The sequence below is a fragment of the Actinoplanes subglobosus genome (assembly GCF_042650585.1).
GTDB classification, from domain to species: Bacteria; Actinomycetota; Actinomycetes; order Mycobacteriales; family Micromonosporaceae; genus Actinoplanes; species Actinoplanes subglobosus.
The window spans coordinates 130,437-149,127 of sequence record NZ_JBHSBL010000013.1 but is presented as its reverse complement, the minus strand read 5'-3'; the positions used below and the strand labels follow the sequence as shown (position 1 = coordinate 149,127).

General features: G+C 68.6%; 19 protein-coding genes. 8 read left to right on the top strand and 11 right to left on the bottom strand.

What is annotated here, in order from left to right:
• Positions 1–28: 28 nt before the first annotated feature.
• The 6 genes from ACFO0C_RS13295 to ACFO0C_RS13270 all read right to left on the bottom strand — a co-directional run bounded on the left by ACFO0C_RS13295 (position 29) and on the right by ACFO0C_RS13270 (position 4,663).
• Positions 29–1,228: a CU044_5270 family protein gene (locus ACFO0C_RS13295; RefSeq protein ID WP_378066897.1), complete on the bottom strand. Its 1,200-nt coding sequence runs from the start codon at positions 1,226–1,228 to the stop codon at positions 29–31.
• Complete coding sequence (locus tag ACFO0C_RS13290) at positions 1,221–1,820, bottom strand: RNA polymerase sigma factor (RefSeq protein WP_378066896.1); 600 nt, start codon at positions 1,818–1,820, stop codon at positions 1,221–1,223. The genes ACFO0C_RS13295 and ACFO0C_RS13290 overlap by 8 nt, the downstream gene beginning before the upstream one ends.
• A 186-nt stretch (positions 1,821–2,006) precedes the next feature.
• A complete protein-coding gene (locus ACFO0C_RS13285) occupies positions 2,007–2,900 on the bottom strand; it encodes an MmpS family transport accessory protein (RefSeq protein WP_378066895.1) in 894 nt (297 codons plus the stop codon).
• Between the two features lie 10 nt (positions 2,901–2,910).
• The gene (locus tag ACFO0C_RS13280) at positions 2,911–3,531 is read right to left on the bottom strand and encodes a YdeI/OmpD-associated family protein (protein WP_378066894.1); all 621 of its coding nucleotides are present in this window, start codon (positions 3,529–3,531) and stop codon (positions 2,911–2,913) included.
• A gap of 54 nt (positions 3,532–3,585) precedes the next feature.
• The gene (locus ACFO0C_RS13275) at positions 3,586–3,798 is read right to left on the bottom strand and encodes a DUF397 domain-containing protein (protein ID WP_378066956.1); all 213 of its coding nucleotides are present in this window, start codon (positions 3,796–3,798) and stop codon (positions 3,586–3,588) included.
• A complete protein-coding gene (locus ACFO0C_RS13270) occupies positions 3,788–4,663 on the bottom strand; it encodes a helix-turn-helix domain-containing protein (protein WP_378066893.1) in 876 nt (291 codons plus the stop codon). Before ACFO0C_RS13270 ends, ACFO0C_RS13275 begins: the two co-directional genes overlap by 11 nt.
• 259 nt (positions 4,664–4,922) lie before the next feature.
• Between ACFO0C_RS13270 and ACFO0C_RS13265 the strand changes: the two genes are divergently transcribed.
• Positions 4,923–6,392 carry an FAD-dependent monooxygenase gene (locus ACFO0C_RS13265; RefSeq protein ID WP_378066892.1) on the top strand — a complete coding sequence of 490 codons (1,470 nt, stop codon included), beginning with the start codon at positions 4,923–4,925 and terminating at the stop codon, positions 6,390–6,392.
• Entirely contained in the window at positions 6,361–7,071 is a 711-nt protein-coding gene (locus ACFO0C_RS13260) for a helix-turn-helix domain-containing protein (RefSeq protein ID WP_378066891.1), read from the top strand. Before ACFO0C_RS13265 ends, ACFO0C_RS13260 begins: the two co-directional genes overlap by 32 nt.
• On the opposite strand, the gene ACFO0C_RS13255 is transcribed toward ACFO0C_RS13260, so the two are convergent.
• Both ACFO0C_RS13255 and ACFO0C_RS13250 read right to left on the bottom strand, forming a co-directional pair.
• Positions 7,053–7,631 (bottom strand): dihydrofolate reductase family protein, encoded by a 579-nt coding sequence (locus ACFO0C_RS13255; RefSeq protein WP_378066890.1) that lies wholly within the window; start codon positions 7,629–7,631, stop codon positions 7,053–7,055. The genes ACFO0C_RS13260 and ACFO0C_RS13255 overlap by 19 nt on opposite strands.
• 38 nt (positions 7,632–7,669) lie before the next feature.
• Positions 7,670–8,584 (bottom strand): oxidoreductase, encoded by a 915-nt coding sequence (locus ACFO0C_RS13250; RefSeq protein WP_378066889.1) that lies wholly within the window; start codon positions 8,582–8,584, stop codon positions 7,670–7,672.
• A 130-nt stretch (positions 8,585–8,714) separates the two neighbouring features.
• On the opposite strand from ACFO0C_RS13250, the gene ACFO0C_RS13245 reads away from it, so the two are divergent.
• The 4 genes from ACFO0C_RS13245 to ACFO0C_RS13230 all read left to right on the top strand — a co-directional run bounded on the left by ACFO0C_RS13245 (position 8,715) and on the right by ACFO0C_RS13230 (position 11,150).
• Positions 8,715–9,578, top strand: a complete 864-nt coding sequence (locus ACFO0C_RS13245) for a helix-turn-helix transcriptional regulator (RefSeq protein WP_378066888.1) — start codon at positions 8,715–8,717, stop codon at positions 9,576–9,578.
• 57 nt (positions 9,579–9,635) lie between these two features.
• On the top strand, positions 9,636–10,088 hold the full coding sequence (locus ACFO0C_RS13240; RefSeq protein ID WP_378066887.1) for a hypothetical protein: 453 nt from the start codon (positions 9,636–9,638) through the stop codon (positions 10,086–10,088).
• Positions 10,089–10,164: 76 nt separating this feature from the next.
• Positions 10,165–10,533: a cyclic-phosphate processing receiver domain-containing protein gene (locus tag ACFO0C_RS13235; RefSeq protein ID WP_378066886.1), complete on the top strand. Its 369-nt coding sequence runs from the start codon at positions 10,165–10,167 to the stop codon at positions 10,531–10,533.
• Positions 10,534–10,667: 134 nt separating this feature from the next.
• On the top strand, positions 10,668–11,150 hold the full coding sequence (locus ACFO0C_RS13230) for an HD domain-containing protein (RefSeq protein WP_378066885.1): 483 nt from the start codon (positions 10,668–10,670) through the stop codon (positions 11,148–11,150).
• A 127-nt stretch (positions 11,151–11,277) separates the two neighbouring features.
• Here the strand turns inward: ACFO0C_RS13230 and ACFO0C_RS13225 are convergent, their stop codons facing one another.
• Positions 11,278–13,431, bottom strand: a complete 2,154-nt coding sequence (locus ACFO0C_RS13225) for an NACHT domain-containing protein (protein WP_378066884.1) — start codon at positions 13,429–13,431, stop codon at positions 11,278–11,280.
• 439 nt (positions 13,432–13,870) lie between these two features.
• On the opposite strand from ACFO0C_RS13225, the gene ACFO0C_RS13220 reads away from it, so the two are divergent.
• Positions 13,871–14,104, top strand: coding sequence for a hypothetical protein (locus tag ACFO0C_RS13220; protein WP_378066883.1), 234 nt, complete (start codon positions 13,871–13,873; stop codon positions 14,102–14,104).
• Between the two features lie 514 nt (positions 14,105–14,618).
• Here ACFO0C_RS13220 and ACFO0C_RS13215 read toward each other — a convergent pair.
• Positions 14,619–15,275 (bottom strand): TetR/AcrR family transcriptional regulator, encoded by a 657-nt coding sequence (locus ACFO0C_RS13215; RefSeq protein ID WP_378066882.1) that lies wholly within the window; start codon positions 15,273–15,275, stop codon positions 14,619–14,621.
• A gap of 53 nt (positions 15,276–15,328) precedes the next feature.
• Between ACFO0C_RS13215 and ACFO0C_RS13210 the strand changes: the two genes are divergently transcribed.
• The gene (locus ACFO0C_RS13210; protein ID WP_378066881.1) at positions 15,329–15,685 is read left to right on the top strand and encodes a hypothetical protein; all 357 of its coding nucleotides are present in this window, start codon (positions 15,329–15,331) and stop codon (positions 15,683–15,685) included.
• 1,282 nt (positions 15,686–16,967) lie between these two features.
• On the opposite strand, the gene ACFO0C_RS13205 is transcribed toward ACFO0C_RS13210, so the two are convergent.
• Positions 16,968–18,536 carry a pectate lyase family protein gene (locus tag ACFO0C_RS13205; RefSeq protein ID WP_378066880.1) on the bottom strand — a complete coding sequence of 523 codons (1,569 nt, stop codon included), beginning with the start codon at positions 18,534–18,536 and terminating at the stop codon, positions 16,968–16,970.
• Positions 18,537–18,691 lie beyond the last annotated feature (155 nt).

Genomic DNA, 18,691 nt, shown 5'->3' with positions numbered 1-18,691 from the left:
CGGCTCGGACGATCGTGGCCGCGAAGGGTCAGCAGGTGGCCGGTTCCTGCACGGTCTCCGGCAGGGCGCCGGTGGTGTCGGGGGCGGGATCATCGGTCCATCGGGTCCGAACGACGGCCTTGTAGTCGAAGAGGGCGCCGGCCGGCACCCACGACAGGTAGTCGACCGGGTTCAGGACGCGGGTCTCCCAGGCGAGCGGCTGCCCCGACTTCGGGTCGAAGATCAGTCGTACCTCCTGTGCGCCACCGGTGTCGGCCTGCCGTACCCCCGGGGTGTCGTCGTTGGTGACCAGGGTGACCGCATTGCCGGACCGGCCCTTGGGGTCGGTGACCGTGCCGAGGTCGCGCAGTCCGGGCAGGTCGGCGAGCACGCGGTAGGCGGCGGCCCGGACCTCGGGGGTGCTGGGCGCCTGGTAGAGCAGGTTGATGATGGAGTCGAAGACGCCTTTGGACAGTTCGGCGGCGGTCAGGCCGGGGCTGCCGACGCGGAGGCGGTCGATCAGCCATTCCTGCAGGCGGGCCGGTTCGGACGGCAGGTCGCCGACCTGTTCGGCGCTGATGTAGCCGCCGCCGATGAGGAAGGTGCTGGGTTCGGGTTCGCCGACGATCGTGCGGGTGGCGCCGGGTCCGGCGGTGTAGTTGCCGGAGGTGGGGCAGGCCTCGTCGATCAGCCAGGTCGACGGTTTGCCGGCGCGCTGCCAGGCGGCGCGGTCGGCGTCCGAGGCGGGTGCGGCGCCGGCCCACTGCTGGAGGTGGACGGCCCGGTCGTCGCGGCGGACCGTGTACCAGGTGGTCTCGTTGGTGCGGCCCATGATCGCGTACCGGTTGCCGGCCGGTCCGACCTGGATCAGCGTCCCGGATTCGATCTCGGACACCCAGTAGCGGCCGGTGGTGGCGGGGTCGGTGGCGGTGTGCTGGGCGGCGGCGAGCAGGAGGTTGCGCAGTTCCTGCGGTGGGCGTGGGCCGGCGTCGGCGATGTCGACGGTGCCGCGGTCCGGTTCGCCGGGGCGCACCCAGACGGAGGTGAGGACCATGAGCAGGGCGACGGCGGCGGCCATCGCCGGTACGGCCAGTCCCCACCCGAGCAGCCGGAAGCGGCGGCGGGGTGCGGCCGGGGCGGGCTTGGTGGCGTTCATCAGGTCGTACAGCCGGTCCCGGGCGGCGGCCGTGGTCTCGGCGGACGGAGGGGTGGCCGGCCGTGCGGTGGCCAGCAGGTCGAGCTCATCCATGGCGGGCTGTCCTCTCGTGCGTGAGGGTCGGGTCGACGCCGTCGAGTGCGGCGCGGATCTTGCGGCGGGCGCGGTGCAGGCGGGAGCCGACGGTGCCGGCCGGTACGCCGAGGGCGGCGGCGGTCTCCTCGTGGGACAGTTCGCCCCACACGACCAGCAGCAGCGCGTCCCGGTCGCCGGCGGACAGGTCGGTGAGCGCGGCGACGATGCGTTTGCGGGCGGCCTCGGCCGCGACCCGGTCGGTGGTCTGGTCCTCGTGCTGCGGACCGGCGTCGGGGTGGGCGGCGGCCCGTGCGTAGGCCAGGTAGCCCTGTGCCTCCTCGCGGCGTCGTGCCCGGATGAGGTTGGTGGCGATGCCGTAGAGCCATGCCCGGACCGTGCCGCGGTCCGGGTCGAACCGGTCGCGCTGTTTGAACGCGATCAGGAACGTCTCGGCAGCGACGTCGTCGCCGCCGGCTCCGTCGAGCCGGCGGGACGCGTAGCCGTGCAGTGCGGCGAAATATCGTTCGAAGAGTTCGGCGAAGCAGTCCGGCTCCGCCCGTGATCTCAGCAGTACGGCGGTGTCCGCCTCGCTGATCGTCTGTCCACCCATCGTTGCCTCTCGTAGCCCGGTGTCCCTCCTTGTTGGCGAACCCGGATGTTGATCTTCACGGAGAGGCGGGATCCGAGGCAGGCCGGCTTCGAGAAGCCGGAGCCGGGAAGGCCGGATCCGAGGGAGTCCGGCTCCGAGAAGCTGGAGCCGGAAGGCTGGATCCGAGGGAGGCCGGCTTCGATGGTGTCAGGCTGAGCCGCTGCACAGGGCCGAGGCGTACTTCCCGTCGGCCGTGGTGGTGGCCACGACCTTGCCGCCGACGGTGATCGTGCAGGTCACCGGCCCGTTGTCGCCGCCGCCTTTGCGCTGGGCGTCGAGCACGAGTGGCTTGCGCCGCTCGCCGACTCCGAACGTGGTCCGCCAGGGCAGGGGGATCCCGTTGCGGCGGATGATGTCGCCGTCCTCATCGGTGTAGGCGATGTTGCCGGTGTTGCCCGATCCGCTGGCCGTCACCTCGTAGACGACCATCGGGACGACCGGCGCGGCGGCGGCCGAGGTCGCGGAGGTGGTGGGGGCTGCGGCCGGTGCGGCCTGTGCGGAGGTCGCCTGTGTGGTGGTGGCCGGGGGAGAAGCAGGTCGGCCGGCGGTGGGGCTGGTGACGCGCGCCGGGCCCTTGGCGTTCGGCTCGTTGTCGGACCCGAACGGGTCGAGGGCGATCAGGCCGGCGATGAACACGGCGCCCACCGCCAGGACGGCGATCACCAGACGTCGCCGCTGGCGGCGGCTGCGGGGGTGGTAGGTCCGCGACTTGTCCGGCCACCCGATCGGCGCCGCACCGGGGAAGGGCGAGGAAGCGGCCGGCGCCGCACCGGGGAAGGGCGAGGAAGCGGCCGGCGTCGCGTCGGGGAAGGGCGAGGAAGCGGCCGGCGCTGCTGCGGGGAAAGGCGCGGTGGAGGCCGGCTCCGTGCCTGGGAAGGGTGTGGTCGCTGCCAGCGGTGGGGCGCTGGGGTCGCCGGTGAGGTCCCGGAGGGTGGCGGCGTCGCTGATGGCCGAGGTGGGAGCCTCGGTCAGCCAGGGGTCGGCGGGGGCGGATTGCCGTGCCGCGTCGTGGGTGGAACCGTCGTCATCGAGACTGGTCACAGCGCCGAGACTAGAGCCCATCCGCAACGGTTGATGTGGCGGGCCGGGCCTTCTGCGGGTGGGGTGTCTCGTGGCGGGCCAGCATCGCCACGAACTCGGCGATCTTGCGCTCCCGGGTCTCGGCTCGTTTCACCCCGTTGACGCGGACGATCAACGCGAACCGGTTGGCTTTGGTGAGCACGTCGAACATGGCCTGCGCGGCGGGGACGGCGGCGATCGCGGCGAGCAGGTCGGCCGGGACCTCGGCCTCCGACGGCGGTGCGTAGGCGGCCGCCCATCGACCGTCGGCTTTGGCCGCCTCGACCGCGGCGCGACCGGCCGGGAACATCAGCCCCTGCTCCTCGAGCCGGGCGACGTGGCCGACGTTGCGTTGTGACCAGGAGCTGCGGGCCCGGCGGGGGGTGAACCGGATCCACGAGGAGCCCTCGTCGCGTTTGCGGGCCTGCCCGTCGATCCAGCCGAAGCAGAGGGCCTCGTCGACGGCCTGCTGCCAGGTCAGGGTGGTGACGGTGCCGCCCTTTTTCGTCAGGGCGAGCCACACGCCGGGTGAGGTCTCGTGGTGGTCGACGAGCCATGCGCGCAGTGCCGCCGCGTCGGCGACGATCAGTTCCTCGAGCTCGGCAGTCCCCATGAGGGCAGGTTAGACGGGATCGCCGGGGTGGCCGTGCCCACCCCGGCCCGGTGCCTACTTGTCGAACTCGCCGTCGCGGACACCGCCGGTGAAGGCGGTCCACTCGGCGTCGGTGTAGGTGATCACCGCGGCGTCGGGCCGCTTGCTGTGCCGGACGGCGACGTGGCCGGGGGCGTGCGGCAGGTCGAGGGCGACCTCGACGCACTCGCCGCTGCCCGCGGACCGGGCCGACTTGCGCCACTGTGCGCCGGAGAGGTCAACGTTCATCATCGTTCAGCTCCTTCAATCGTCGGGAAATCAACGTCGCGGACTCGGCCCGATCGAGTGCTGCCTCGTCGAGCGAAGCCCAGATCTGCTGGTAGGTGTCGTACTCACGCGGTTTGTCGAGGTAGACCGCCCCGGTCTGGCTCTCGCAGTAGACCGTGCTCGGCGGTCGTGTCCCGTCCTCGGGGAGGAAGTCCAGAAGGACGAAACCGCCGGCGATGGACGCCCGGTGCAGCCCCGCGGAGAGCGGGAGCAGCCGCACCGAGACGTGTGTGAGGTCGCCGGTCACGAGAAGGTGCCTCAGTTGTGCCCGCATCACACCCGCGGGCATCTCGATCATGAGCACCGTTTCGGCAATGATCACCTCCAGTCGGGGTGGGTCGGGGATGGTGCGGGTCACCTGCTGTTGCCGTGATCTCCGTATCGCGGCACGGGCGGTGACCTCGTCCGGTGTCAGGTCCGGCTCGACGGCGGTGATCGCCGCGTCGATGTAGAGCGGGTGCTGCAGCAGCCCGGGGACGACCAGTGGGGCGAATTGGCGCAGATGGTCGGCGGTCTGCTCCAGCGCCACGTAGAGCTCGAACCAGGTGGGGACCACATAGCCGTAGGAGTGCCACCAGCCGCGGGCGCGGGTCTCGCCGGCGAGTCGCTCCAGGGCGGTGCGGACGTTGTCGGAGACGCCGTAGCGCTGGCACAGGAGGGTGACCTTTCCCTTCGGGGTGGAGACCGCACCGTGCTCGATGCGGCGCAGGCTCTGCACGGTCTGGCCGATGATCGTGGCAGCGTCGGTCATGGTGATCCCCGCCTCCTCGCGGGCCTTGCGCAGCGCTATCCCGAGGGTCCGCCGAGGGATGGTGGATCCGGCCATGCGAATGACTATAGCGCCCTGACAAGACGTCATGGGGCAAGCGAGGCGGGAATCATCCCTCCGGGCATCGATGTCCGTGGCGGCTGGACGCGACGACGCCGGGCCGGTAATTTGCAGGGGCCCGTGACCAGGCCCGAGGAGGTGAGACCCATGACCGTTGTCCCGCAGTGGGTGCTCCCCGTCGCCGTCACGGCCGGGCGATCGATGTAGTTCGTCGCCGGGAGCGCCCCGCCATCAGGCTCTCCCGAAAGGCAACACCGTGACTTCCCTCGACGTGATCATCGCCGGGTGCGGACCGGCCGGCGCGATGCTGGCCGCCGAGTTGTGCCTGCACGACGTGCGGGTCCTGGTCCTGGAGCAGGACACCGAGCCCCCCGCCTTCGCCCGCATCGTCGGCCTGCACATCCGCAGCCTCGAGATCCTCGCCATGCGCGGCCTGCTCGACCGGGTCCGCGACCGTGGCCGGCAGCGCCCGGCGGCCGGGTTCTTCGCCGCGATCGACAAACCCACCCCCAAAGATCTGGATTCGGCGTACGCCTACCTGCTCGGCATCCCACAGCCGGTGATCGTCGAGCTCCTCGAGGACCACGCCACCGCCCTCGGCGCACACATCCGGCACGGTCAGGCCGTGACCGGCGTGGAGCAGGACGACGACGGGGTGACCGTCGAGGTGGCCGGCGGGCAGCGGTGGCGGGCGCGCTACCTCGTCGGCTGTGACGGCGCGCGGAGCACCGTACGCCGCTGGGTGGGTATCGATTTTCCCGGCGAACCGGCCCGTAACGAAACACTGATGGGGGAGATGGAGGCCGGTGTCGCGAGGGAGGAGCTGATGGCCCGGCTGGCCGAGCTCCGCGCGACCGACCGGCGGGTCGCTCTGATGCCGTTCGGTGAGCGCCACTACCGGGTCATCGTCCCCACCACCGGTCTCAGCCACCGGTCGGAACCACCGGGCATCGACGAGTTCCGCCATCAGTTGCGGCTGGTCGCGGGCACCGATTTCGGGGTGCACTCGCCGCGCTGGACGTCGCGTTTCGGTGACGCGACCCGGCTGGCCGAGCGGTTGCGCGCCGGGCGGGTGCTGCTGGCCGGCGACGCCGCCCACATCCACCCGCCGATCGGCGGCCAGGGCCTCAACCTGGGGATCCAGGACGCCGTCAACCTCGGCTGGAAACTGGCCGCGCAGGTCCGCGGCTGGGCTCCGGACACCCTGCTCGACACCTATCACGCCGAGCGGCATCCGGTCGCCGCGGCCGTGCTCGACACCGTTCGCGCCCAGACCGAACTGCTGGCGCCCGGACCGGGCCCGCGGGCCCTCCGCCGGCTGTTCACCGAGCTGATGGACATCGACGAGGTGAACCGCCGGCTGATGGAGAAGATCACCGCGATCGACATCCGCTACGACTTCGGTCCCGGCCCCGACCTGCTCGGCCGCCGCCTGCCCGACACCGGTCTCGCGCAGGGCGACCTCTACAGCCGGATGCACCGGGGGAGGGGCCTGCTGCTGGACCGCACCGGGCGGCTCACCACCGGCGCCTGGTCGGACCGGGTCGACCACCTCGCCGACCCGGCCGCGGAACTCGACGTCCCGGCGGTGCTGCTGCGCCCCGACGGCCACGTCGCGTGGATCGGCGACGGCCAGCGGGACCTCGACGACCACCTGACCCGCTGGTTCGGTGCTCCGGGCGTATCCTTCGCGCGTGGGGCTGCGGTTCACGACACGACGCTCTGACTCGCCGTGGGTCGATGCCGTGTGGACCTGCGCGAGTGACCGGGTCACCACGATGACCTCGGTCGCCGGGGTGCGCTGGGGCCTGGTGTTCTGGGAGCAGGGCGGGCGCGCCTACGCGGGCGTGACCGGTCCGGAGACCCGGACCGGCACGGCACCGGTGCCCGAGGGCGCGCGGTTCACCGGTATCGACTTCGCCGTTGGCACGTCGCTGCGGCTGGTGCCCGCGGCGGCGCTGGTCGACGGCGGCATCGAGCTGCCCGACACCACCGGCCGCACGTTCCGTCTCGACGGCGCCCGCTGGGAGACCCCCGGCCCCGACGACGTCGAGGCCCTGGTCGGGCGGCTGGTGCGGACCGGGGCGGTGGTCCGTGACCCACTCGTGGCCGAGGTGCTGCGCGGCCACGAGCCGGACGTGTCGGGCCGCACGGTCGAGCGCCGGTTCCGGGCCGCGGCCGGGCTGACCCGCGGCGCGGTCCGGCAGATCGAGCGGGCCCGCGGCGCGGCGGAGCTGCTGGCCGCCGGCGAGACGGCCGCCGACGTCATCGCCAAGCTCGACTACTTCGACGAGCCGCACCTGGCCCGGGCGTTGCGCACCTACGTCGGGCGCACCGCCGGGCAGCTGCGTGACGGCACCGGCGGCGCGATCGCCCTCGACCTGGGTCAGCGCCTGACGTCGTAGACCAGTTTCAGGATCCCGTTGGGGTAGGACTCCGACTCCCGCAGCGTCAGCATGTGCTTGTCCCGGTCGGCCCGCCCGAACAGGCTCTTCCCGGCGCCGAGCAGCACCGGGAAGACGAGCAGGTTGTACTGGTCGATCAGTCCGGCGTCGGACAACCGCCGGGCCAGCTCGGCACTGCCGTGGATGAAGATCGCGCCGCCGTCGCCCTGCTTGAGCGCGGCGACGTCGGCGGTCGAGCGCAGGATCGTCGTCGGCCCCCACCCGTCGGTCAGGGCGTCCTCGGACAGCGTCTCCGACACCACATACTTGGGCAGGTCCTTGTAGGCGGCGTGGTCCTCCGACTCGCGCCACGTCGGCGCGAACGCCTCATAGCTGCGCCGGCCGAACATCAGCGCCGAGGTGTCGGCCAGTTCCTCGCCCTTGAGCGACCACGCCTCCGGCACGAACTCGAGGTCCTTGAACACCCAGCCGCCGCTGCGGTGCTCCTCGCCCGGCCCGCCGCCGGGCGAATCCACGACGCCGTCCAGCGACATGAAACCGGTGTAGACCAGGGAACGCATCGTTTCTCCTCCTGCTCGGGCGGGCTGCCGGATCCACCCTAGGACGCCGGCGTGGCGGCGTCTTGGACAGAAACGACACCGGTCAGCTCCTCGGCCGCCGCCCACAGCCGCCTCCCGACAGCCGGGTCGGCCGCCTCACGGCTCAGCCGGGCCTCGGCCACCGGGCCGCGCGTCTCCCACAGCCGGGCCGGCCCGAAGAACTGACCGCCTCGCACCTCGGTCCCGGTCGCGGCCCGCAGCTGCGGCAACGTGCCCTGCTCCACCGGCTGGGTGGCGATCAGGCCCAGCCGTGCGATCACCCGTCCGGCCCGGCCGCGATGCTCCCATGCACGCGGCGTCAGGTTGGTGCGGGTCACGCCCGGATGGGCCAGAACGGACATCACCGGGGAACCGGCGGCACGCAGCCGACGGTCCAGCTCTACCCCGAAGACGGTGGTGGCCAGCTTGGACCGGCCGTACGCGGTCGTCGCCCGGTAGCCGCGCTCGAACATCAGGTCGTCGAAATCCAGGTGCGCGTTACGGTGCGTGATCGAACTGAGGCTCACCACCCGGGCCGCCGGTGCCGCCGCCAAGGTGCCCAGCAGCAGGCCGGTCAACGCGAAATGCCCGAGCATGTTGGTGGCCAACTGCAATTCCAAACCGTCGGCGGAGGTACGGCGTGGGCCGAGCAACACCACACCGGCGTTGTTGACCAGCAGATCGATCGACGGAAGCTCGGCTGTCAGCGTCGCGGCGAACGACCGTACCGAATCCAGCGAAGCCAGATCCAGCTCGCGGACCGTGACGTGCCCGCCGATCCGGTGTGCCGCCTCCTCGCCGGCGGTGGTGTTGCGGACCGCGAGCACCACGTGCGCGCCGGCCCGGGCCAGCGCCGTGGCGGTGACCAGGCCGAGGCCCGAGTTCGCGCCGGTCACGACGGCGGTCCGGCCGTGCTGGTCGGGAATGCTGTCCATCTGCCGCTCCTGGATGTCGGGGTGAGTCGGCTGACGACGTTAGGGACGATGCGGGCCGGTCCGGTCGTACTCGCCTGCCTAGGTCCGCGCGACCTACCTTCGGCGCCCGGCGGGGCGGCACACTGGCGGGATGACCCATCCGTACGCGCGTGAGCTGGCCGATTTCCTGCGGGCCCGGCGCGGCCGGCTGCGTCCGCAGGACGTCGGCCTGGAGCCCGGCGGCCGTCGCAAGGTCACCGGTTTGCGACGGGAGGAGCTGGCCCTGCTGGCCGGGCTCAGCACCGACTACTACCAGCGGATGGAGCAGGGCCGGGAGGTACGCCCGTCCGACGATGTCCTCGACGCGATCGCCGGCGCGCTGTCCCTCGACGACGACGAACGCCGGCACCTGTTCACCCTCGCCCACGCCGCCCGCCGGCCGGTGCCCCGCCCCGACCGTGCTCCGGAACGGGTGCCGGACAGCACCCGCCGGCTCCTGCGGGTGATGGACACCCCGGCCGTGGTTCTCGGCCGGCACCTCGACCTGCTCGACTGGAACTCCCTGGCCGAGGCGCTGCTCGGCGACCCGGCAGGTCTGCCGGCCGAGCGGCTCAACATGCTGCTGCTGATGTTCGACGACACGATGACCGGCGAGCGGACCTGCCCCGACTGGGAACAACAGGCACTGGACTACATCGGCATGATGCGTGCCGCCGTCGCCACCGACCCGACCCATCCGCGGGCCACCGCGATCGTCGGCGAACTGAGCATCCGCAGCGCCGAGTTCCGCCGGTTGTGGGCCCGGCACGACGTGCGGGCGCAGGTCAGCGGGCGCAAGACGTTCCGGGTGCCGGAGGCCGGCGACATCGTCCTGGACTGGGACACCTATCCGCTGCCCGGCAGCCCCGGCCCGGTGATGCTGGTGTGGACCGCCGAACCGGGCAGCCCCGACGCCGACCGCCTCGCACTGCTGGCGTCACTGCACGCCTCACGTCCGGCCGTTGCCGGCGGCTGACATCCTGACCTGGTGGAACCGTACAGAATTTGGACGATCATTTGCGTGGTGTGCTGTGTGATCCTGGGGTTTTTCATCTCCGCGTTCGGTGACGCCATTCTGGACGTCAGGCTGCGGGTCGCCGGGGTCGAGTCGGTCGCCGCGGTCTCGGAGATCAGGTACGGCCCGCACGAGAATTCGCCGCCCACCTACCGTCTGGTGTTCCCGGTCGACGGTCGCACCCGTGTCGCCAGCACCGACCGGGTCTCCGGCAAGCCGAAGGTCGGCGACTCCGTGCCGGTCGTGGCCGTCCGGGACGATCCCGACGTGGTGGCGGAGAAGGATTGGATCGGCAACAACCTGGCAGGCGTCTTCGGCCAGACCGCGGTGGGACTGCTGCTCTCCTGGGGAGTCTTCTGGTATCTGCGGCGCAAGCTGCGCGAGGAACCCGAACCGGAACGGACGACCCGCCCGCGCAAGCCGAGATCACCGAGCAGCCGAACCCGGCGCCGGCACGTCAGACGCCGCTGACCCCCTCACGAATGACCCGTCGACGCGGTTGACCGCTCCGGCACGGGCGGTTGACCCGCTCGGGCATGATCACGGGATGCCCGTCTCCGCCCCGATGATCGTCCTCATCGACGACCTCCGTTCCTTCGTCGACGGCCGGCCGGCCGAGGTGGCCCGCACCAGCGCGGCCGGTGTCGAACTCCTCACCAGCCTCCGGGCCGGCCGCGTCGACGAGCTGTGGCTCGACCACGACCTCGGCGGCGACGACACCATCTGGCCGGTCGTCGAGGTCCTCGAACGCGCCGCCTTCGAGAATGATCCCGTCGACGTCGGCGTCATCATCGTCCACTCGGCGAACCCCACCGGAGCAGCCAGGATCGCCCAGGTCCTGCGCCGCTGGAACTACCCGGTCCGCCTCGCTCCCGGCCACCCCGCCGTCGCCTACGAAACCCCCGCCACCGACTGAACGATCCCGCTGCCGGTCCGCGGCGACGACGATCGCGCACGACTGGAAGGACCCCGGGTGCCAGAAGACGCCGAGGCAATCGCAGCCTTCGGATACGAACTCGGCCTTTTGAAACGCATCCGCCGAACCGGCTGGTGGCACGCCGGAGTCCGAGACCCCGAGTCGGTAGACGAGCACACGATGCGTACGGCCCAACTGGCAGCCCTCATTGCGCCGAAGAGGGCGCGGACCCCGCGTGTGCATCGTTTCTCGCCCTTCGGCACGACACCCAAGAGACTCGCACCGGCGACCTCGCGCATACCGCAGTGGCCTACCTGGCCAAGCCGGACCCGCGCCGAATCACCGCAGACCAGACCGGCCGGCTTCCCGAGCGCTCCCGCGAGACGGTCCGTGCCGCAGCCGACGAGTACGAGTCGCGTCAATCCCGTGAAGCGCTGTGCGCCAAGGATGCGGACAAGCTGGAGATGCTTCTACAAGCCATCGAGTATCGAGACGTCGGCGTGAGTCGGGTGGACGGCTGGATCGACTCGGCACGCAAGGACCTGCAAACCGAGACGAGCCGGCGAATCGCCGAGGCTGCGTTGACCCTGTCTCCTTTGGCGTGGCGCGATCGGTGAAGACCGCTCGATTTATTGATCTGCCGATGAGAGGGTGCCATCCATGAGGACAGAAGGTTCTCCTATAAGTTTTCCGAGCGTCCATAGCAGCGCTGGTACGAAATAGGCTGAGGCGGTGGAAAGTGGCTTACGGGTTCTCGTATCTAGCGGCGAGGCGGCGCTGCAGCTCAATGTGCCGGAATTGGTAGATCGGCCCCGCTTGACGTAACACCCCACGGCGCTGATGAGCCTCGCTTAAAAAAGGTAGCAGGCGCCACGGGAGACGACCTGTGATCGCCAGGTAATAGCGTGTCAACAAATAGACTCCCCAAGCCGAACGAGCGAGGCTTATCGTGAGGCCTATCCCTAGACCGGTTACCAATCCCACGTACGCCCAGCACGATGCGACGACCGGATCGACCGCGGGCGGTGTCTCTCTTACATGGATGAGATCAGGTCGGCCCGCATACTCCAGCCGGGGAACCTGCGCAACTACACCCATGATTAGGCCGAGCACGACGCCAAGAATGAGCCCTAACGCAGTGCCGAACAACAACGTGTTGACGACGAATGCTCCACGGTCCTCGCGAACCGAGGCACCCGGAGTGGGTGTGGCGCTGAGGTCAGCGGGTGCCAACTTCATCCCGATTATCAATGTGAAGAAGACACCGCTTAGCAGCCCGAGCGTGCCGAATATCAGGCCAGCGATCAGGCTGTTGGTCTGTACATAAGCCAGAGCCCCTAGGCCCGCCGACGCTTGAAGGCCTGCTGTCGACCCGAGGACGCCAGCCCGCACCGTAAGCTCTTTTGCCCAGCGCAGGCCGCGGGCGGGGCGTAGTGCAGACCGGACGAGAGATACGATAGCGGCGCCAGCGCCTAGCACGACGCTCACACCGACCAACGGCGTGGCGGGAACACCAACAAACACGCTAAGCGGCATCAGCAGCATAATGGCCAGACCCGTCAGAGCACCGAAAGCCATGAGGCCTAGGCCGCGACGCGACATCGCGTCGGATAGATTCCACCAGCGCAGGTCGGGAGTGCCGCCCTCGTTCGTCTCCAGGTGGTGAGCTAGAAACCGTAGCCATCGGGCTGCCCCGGCCGGACCCCATCGTGGCCCTGGAGCTACCTGCTCGGTGCCACCCGGTCGGTATGCGACCCGAACGTAGCCGTCGAATAGGTGCTGCTCGATTGCCCGGCGTGATGAAAACCATCGTCGATCACAAAGCTCCCGCGGATCCGGCCAGTTGTCCAGCCTTTCGCCGGGACGCGGATTGTAGATTGTCCGTGCCAGGGTAACGATCAATGGCGTTTCGAAGGCGCTTCGCAGCGGCCCAGGACGTCGGAGTTCCGCAAGCACAGGGCTCCAGCGCCTTGCGAGATACGCATCGTCGGCATCACGCAGGAGATAGCGCTCTACTTCTTCCGGTTCCAGTGCAATGAGCTCGATTCCCACCGAGTCCCGGAGTTTTATGGAACGAGCGCTGGGTGGCCGAGCAGCTCCCAGAAACTCCGCGGCACGGCTTGACAATACTAGACCGGGATACTTGCCAAGACTAGCGTTGATCTCTTGAAGAGCACGTGCCCGAACCGCGACAGGTAGTTCGTCCAGTCCATCGAGTAGCGGCATGATGAGGCGACGATCGAGCAATACCTGGGACCTTATCACGCCATGACCGAATGCAGGGGGCGCATCCAAGAGGAGCGACGGATGCTCGATTTCTAGCCTCTGCCTTATCCAAGAGGTGAAGTTTAGCCGGAGCGGATCCCAGGATGCAAGCGGCAGCAAAAGTGGCACAGGTTGTCCCGGATCCCGCGTATCCACCAGACCGAGAAGCATCCGGACTAGCAATATGGTCTTTCCGGAACCCGGGTCGCCGAGCACGACGAGGCGGCGGCTCTGACTCGCGCTGAGGAGCGCCTCAAGGTTGAACTGGCCGTTGCTGTTCGACCTATACTCGACTGTCCCGTCGAACAAGCCGGCGGCTGCCGGTCGCCAAGAGACTGGCAACGGATATGGATCGTCGGCGCCTCTCAGCCCGATCTCCGCCGCCCACTGCCCCTGGACAGCGACCGCGAGTTGAACCAAGAGATCCTCCACGCCGACAGCCTGCTCAAGATCAGAACGGTCCTCTCGGAACGCGCGCCAGGCTAGGAACAGCGGTGCAATCGTGGGCAGAATGGCCACCACTGTGCCGGCCACGCTAAGCTTCGCCGCCTTGGTCAGCACTATCGCAGCAGCCGTAACAATCATCACCAGCACGACATACATCACGCCGGTGAGGCGCCATCGTCTCAGCAAGATGCGCTCCCATGTTCGCCATCCGCTCTGGCGCTGTACCGAGGTTGCCAAGTCAAGGTTAGTAGCACAGCACAACTACGGTATTACATTGGCCCGCCAAGTCAATAGGAAAAGTTCCGCCACTATGCGTAGCGGGATGCGGTCAAGGTCGACGCGATTACTTGGAATGCAACTCCGTACGTAATTCGACCGGAACACTGACGATTCGGACGTGGCGAAATTTGTCAGATCACTATTCCGTTGATCGTGATTCAGCTAGTGCGCATTCAGTCTCTCGTTTACTCTCTTGCCGCCGAGCGTGCGCGGTGACCACGAGACGGCGACGGCGCGAGCGCTCAACATCCATCTGACGCACGCCGGTCGCCGCGAAAGGGTGAGGCGCCCATGCCGGCGACATGATTGTTCCCGTGTGGTGCGCGGGCACGTAGTGTCGGCTGTCGTGACCGACGTGAAAGCGTTTCGCCGTGGCTGCTACGAAGCCGCGCGACGAACCGGCGGCGAGCTTCCCGACTTGGCAGCCGCTTTGAAAACGATGCCAGGATTCCGCCTGCTGACTGGTAAGGAGTTGGACGGGCCGATCGATGTGGCGAAGTGGCCACGAATCAGCCAGCGTGACCTTCGCTACCGGCGGCCTCGAACGCTGGGCGAAGGCCTATTCAACTACTGGGACTAACGGCAAGATCACGCATGCTCCTCAACCGCGCAGATTGATCGACTGGACCCAACCGAGATCGTGTTAGGAGCTTTGGTGCTGCGACGATGCTCGCTCGATTGATCGACCGGGTGCGACTGGGTGATCTTCGAGACGTTACTCCGGCTACGGGCTTGGGAGGGGTCGTCACCGAGCCGTTCTTTGAGGCCATCAGCTCACGGGCATACGAAAGGTAATGACGGTCTGCGTTACGGCGTATATGCCAATGCAGCGCATTACGCTAATCCGCTCGCCGGGTTCGATTGGAAATGCTTCCCTCATCGTACTTCACCTTACTTGCCGTACTCGCCGAAGGGCTCGCGGAGCCACGCCGCCACTCGACATGACTACTTCGTCCGATGGGGTCAACCCCTTCCCGTGACCGGGGTGACCTTTTAGCTCGAGAAGAGGCGCTGGTCGCCAGTTCAGGCATATCGCCGCCGGTGCGACTGTGTTCTGGGCTGGAGCAATGGGCATTCGTTGCACTGCCTCTGGCCTAGCCGCGTTGTCCCTCAACCCGGATTCCATTGACCAGGAGCCGTAGCCCGAACGCGAACTGCTCCGCCGACCCGACAATCGGCAGTTGCGCGCTATCCACCTCGAGCTCGAGTGCCTTGCCCACCTGGTGCCAGCGCTCGTCCCGCTCGCCGGCCCGGACCGCCATCGCGAGCGCCGCGGCGAGATAGGCGATCAGCGCCTGCGTAGCCTTCGCCACGTCGGCCCGGCTGAGCCCGGCTGCCACCAGAGCCTCGGTGAGCACCCGATGAAGCCGGAGCCCGTTGGGCCCGAGCGGTGGGCGGGACGCGATGTGCCCAGCGATCCCCGGATGCCGCAATGCCGCCTCCCGAACGTCACTCAGCAGAGCGATCAGCCGCCCTTCCCACTCGAATCCCGGGCTTGCGCCCGCCCTCACGGCTGCGCCCGGTCCCGTACCCACGTCTGCGCTCCGGTCGGTGACGACGCCGGCCAGGGCCAGGTCGGCGACCGCGTCGAGCAGCGCCTCACGATTCGGAAAATGCCGGTAGATCGCCATCGGATCGCACGCGAGCTCAGCCGCGATCCGCCGCATCGACATCGCTGCCTGCCCATCCCGGTCTCCGAGCGCAAGCGCGGCAGCGGCGATGGCATCAGGGTTCAGCGAACGTTTCGGCACGGCGCGAAGTCTACGCTGTAGACAATGCCGCCAGCCATGTCTACAGTGTAGACATGCGAGTTCTCCTGGTAGGCCGCCTGGCCGCGGCCACACTCAGCATCAGCACGTTCGTCTTCCTCTTCGCCCACGACTCCTGGCGATCGGACAACATGTTCCTGATCCCTGACCTGATCCTCTGCGCGGCGCTCGCGCTGGCCGCGTCACTCCCGGCAAGAGCGGCTGCCGCCGCTTTGCCGATCACCTTCGCTTTCACGGCGGGGGTGCTCACCGTCTCCGTCTTCTCGTATGCGGTGGACGGCACTCTGGGAGCCCCGAGCCTGCTGGGCGCCGTCGTTTCCGCAGCGCTAGCCGCATTGTTGGCACGCCCAGTCCCGGGCAGTCCGACAGCAGCCGAAGCCCAACTGGCCTGATCCCTCACGGGAGGACGTCAGGCGCACACCGAGTGAGCCGGCGGCCCGCAAGCCCGGGATTGCGCGGGTCGATTTCAACCGCGACGAGATACCTCGAAGCGTTTCGTGTTCCCCTGGCACTGTCCCGGCCGCGCCCCGGGCACACACGGTTGTGTCAGTACTTCAGGCCGCATTTGGCTCGCGGGGAGTCCTTGCCGTCGGCTCGGCTGGGTGCGGTAGATCGAGAACGCGGTCTTGCAGCGCTGGCGCCGGCACTTTCGGCGGTGTAGGCGCTCAGCGTGCCGTGGCGATACTTGCGGCCTGGCCATCCGGGGTAGTCGGGCCGAGCGTCTCCGGGTGGGGGACCACGCGGAGCTTCGGGGCGGTGGCGCTTGCCGGGCCGCGGATTGTGAACAGTAAGTCGTCCGGCTGAGGTCGTTCGCCGCGACGTTCACCTGGAGCTTGGCGGACATCTGTCGGCTCAGCTCGACGCCACCCGGCTTTCAGGAGCATGCGAGTGGCGAAGTTGATGCCCCGACGCCGGAGCTCGGTCAGTTCGTCCCAGCGCGGGCCCGCCTCGATGTCGGTCCCGATCGGGAGGCGGAACTCGTTCTCGGGCAGTACCGCTTACCGGTCGTCGAATTGCTCCGAGGTGACGATCTCCCTGTCCTTCTTCGGCATGGCCGGCACTCTTCTCGTTGGAGAAGGTGCCCGCCGACCGCTTCTGCCCGCGAATGTTCAGGTAGTTGGCGGCGTAGCGCCGCTTGCCGTCGCCGCCGACCCGCTTCCGTGAGAATCCCATCGCCATCACGCGTATCCGATGAAGATCGAGATCATCTGAATCGAGAAGCACCCATGAAATCCGCGTTTGCGGCGAGGGGGTCCGGAGTTCGAGTCCCCTCAGCTCCACCAGACGATAGGCGGGATCGGTGCAGGCCGGCCGTGTCCACGCAGGACGCCGGCCAGGACGTTCCCCCCGCGACCCTGAACGCTGAAGCAGCGGCGGTCCCGCCGGACCAGTGACTGTCGAGCAGCACCGTCGACCGAGGGTGAGAGGGATGCCGCTGGCCAGGGCCGTTGACCGGTGCCGCTAGGGGAGGATCTTGAGCTACGCCGCCGACCAACGATCGTTCAGCTGTGCGACCGGCCAGGAACATCGGGGAGAGTGCCGCCGGTCGTGGAGCAGAAGGCGGCCGAAGCCGGACTATGGAGGGCCGGGACATGACGGGCAAGGGCTGGGGCATAAGGGCCCGGGCCGGCGGGTGGAAGGCGCCGGCCCGGGCAGTGGAGAGGTGGTGCTGGATCAGGAGGCGAAGGTCTGGAACTCGGCGATCTTCGGCGTACCGGAGGAGCTGGTGATCTTGAAGGTGATCTTCGTGGTGGAGGTGGCCGTGAAGGTCTTCACGCCGCCGCCGGTGCCGGAAGCCAGGACCGCGCCGGTCGCACCGTTGAGGATCTGGACGTTGCCGATCGACGAGCCGGACGCCTCCACGATGTTGATCTTCGAGACGGTGACGGCCGAGCCCCACTTGATGGAGATGTCGCCGGTCGCGCCGCTCGGCGACCAGATGGTGGTCAGGCTGCCGTCGCGGACGTTGCCGTAGCTGGTCCCGCTGGCCTTGCTGGAACCGTCCGCACCGGCGCCGGACGCGAGGCTCAGGTTGGTGCCGGTCGGCGTGCTGGGCGTCACCGACGTCGACGGCGACGGCGAAGCGCTGGCCGACGCCGACGCCGAAGCGGTCGGCGAGGTGGTCGGGCCGGTGGTGACCGAGCAGCTGCCGGTCGAGACGGCCAGGCCCTTGCCGGCGCCGGCGGTCGCGGCGACCACCGACGGCACGCACGAGGCGGCGTCGAGGGTGAACGAGTACGGGATGCTCACCGTCGTGGTCGAGGCCATCGCGGGTCCGGCCGGGTTGTTCTCCGATCCGGCGGCCGACCAGGTCACGTTGTCCAGGATGTTGCCGGAGGTCTGCCAGTACCCGGCGGCGTCGGTGTAGAAGGTGCCGAGCACGTCCTTCGAGTTCTGGAAGTAGTTGTTGTCCACGCGCGCCTTGGCCCCGGCCCGCGAGTTGATCCCGGACTCGTTGAGGCTGACGTAGTGGTTGTTGTAGATGTGCGCGATACCGCCGCGCAGCAACGGCGTACGGGAATCGATGTTCTCGTACTTGTTGTGATGGAAGGTGATGAAGCTGTTGCCGGTGTCGGTCTCGCTGGAACCGATCAGGCCGCCGCGTCCGGAGTTGCGCAGGATGGCGTAGGACAGCGTCACGTAGTCGACGTCGTCCTTCATGTCGAACAGCCCGTCGAAGCCCTCCGACTCGCCGCCCGATGCTTCGAGGGTGACGTGGTCGACCCAGATGTTGCGGACGGTGCTCTCCATGCCGATGGCGTCGCCGCCGTTGGAGGTCGGGGAGCCGGACTTCTTGACGTTCTTGACCGTCACGTTCTGGATGATGATGTTGCTGGAGTCCCGGATGTGGATGCCCAGCTGGTCGAACGTGGCTCCGGCCCCGACACCGATGATGGTGACGTTGCTGATCTCCTTGAGCTCGATCTTGTCGGCGGCGGTGTTGCAGCTGTCGCCGGACACCTTGGTGGTGTTGCCGTGGTTGATCGTGCCCTCGACCTGGATGATGATCGGCGTGTTGCTGGCCGCCCGGGTGCAGAGCGCGTTGTGGATCTGTGTGCCGGTGGTGGCCTTGACGGTGGTGCCGCCCGCGCCGCCGGTGGTCCCGCCGTTCTGGGTGGCGTAACCGGTGACGCCGCCGGTGGCGGCCGATGCCTCGTGCTGGGGGAGTCCCAGGGCGATCGCCCCGGCGAGTCCGGCGACGCCGGCCACAGCGGAGAGTCGCAGAGCGACTGATCGTCTCATCTTCGATTCACCTGTTTTTCTGCGCGCGCTCGGGACGCGCGCATGGGGGATGGCACGGTGGCCGGTAAAGGGGATGACCACCGCTAGGTGCAGGAAAGCGCTTTCCTCCTGCTGTCCACGCAGAATAGAGCGACTGCGGTGAATGAGGCAAGCGG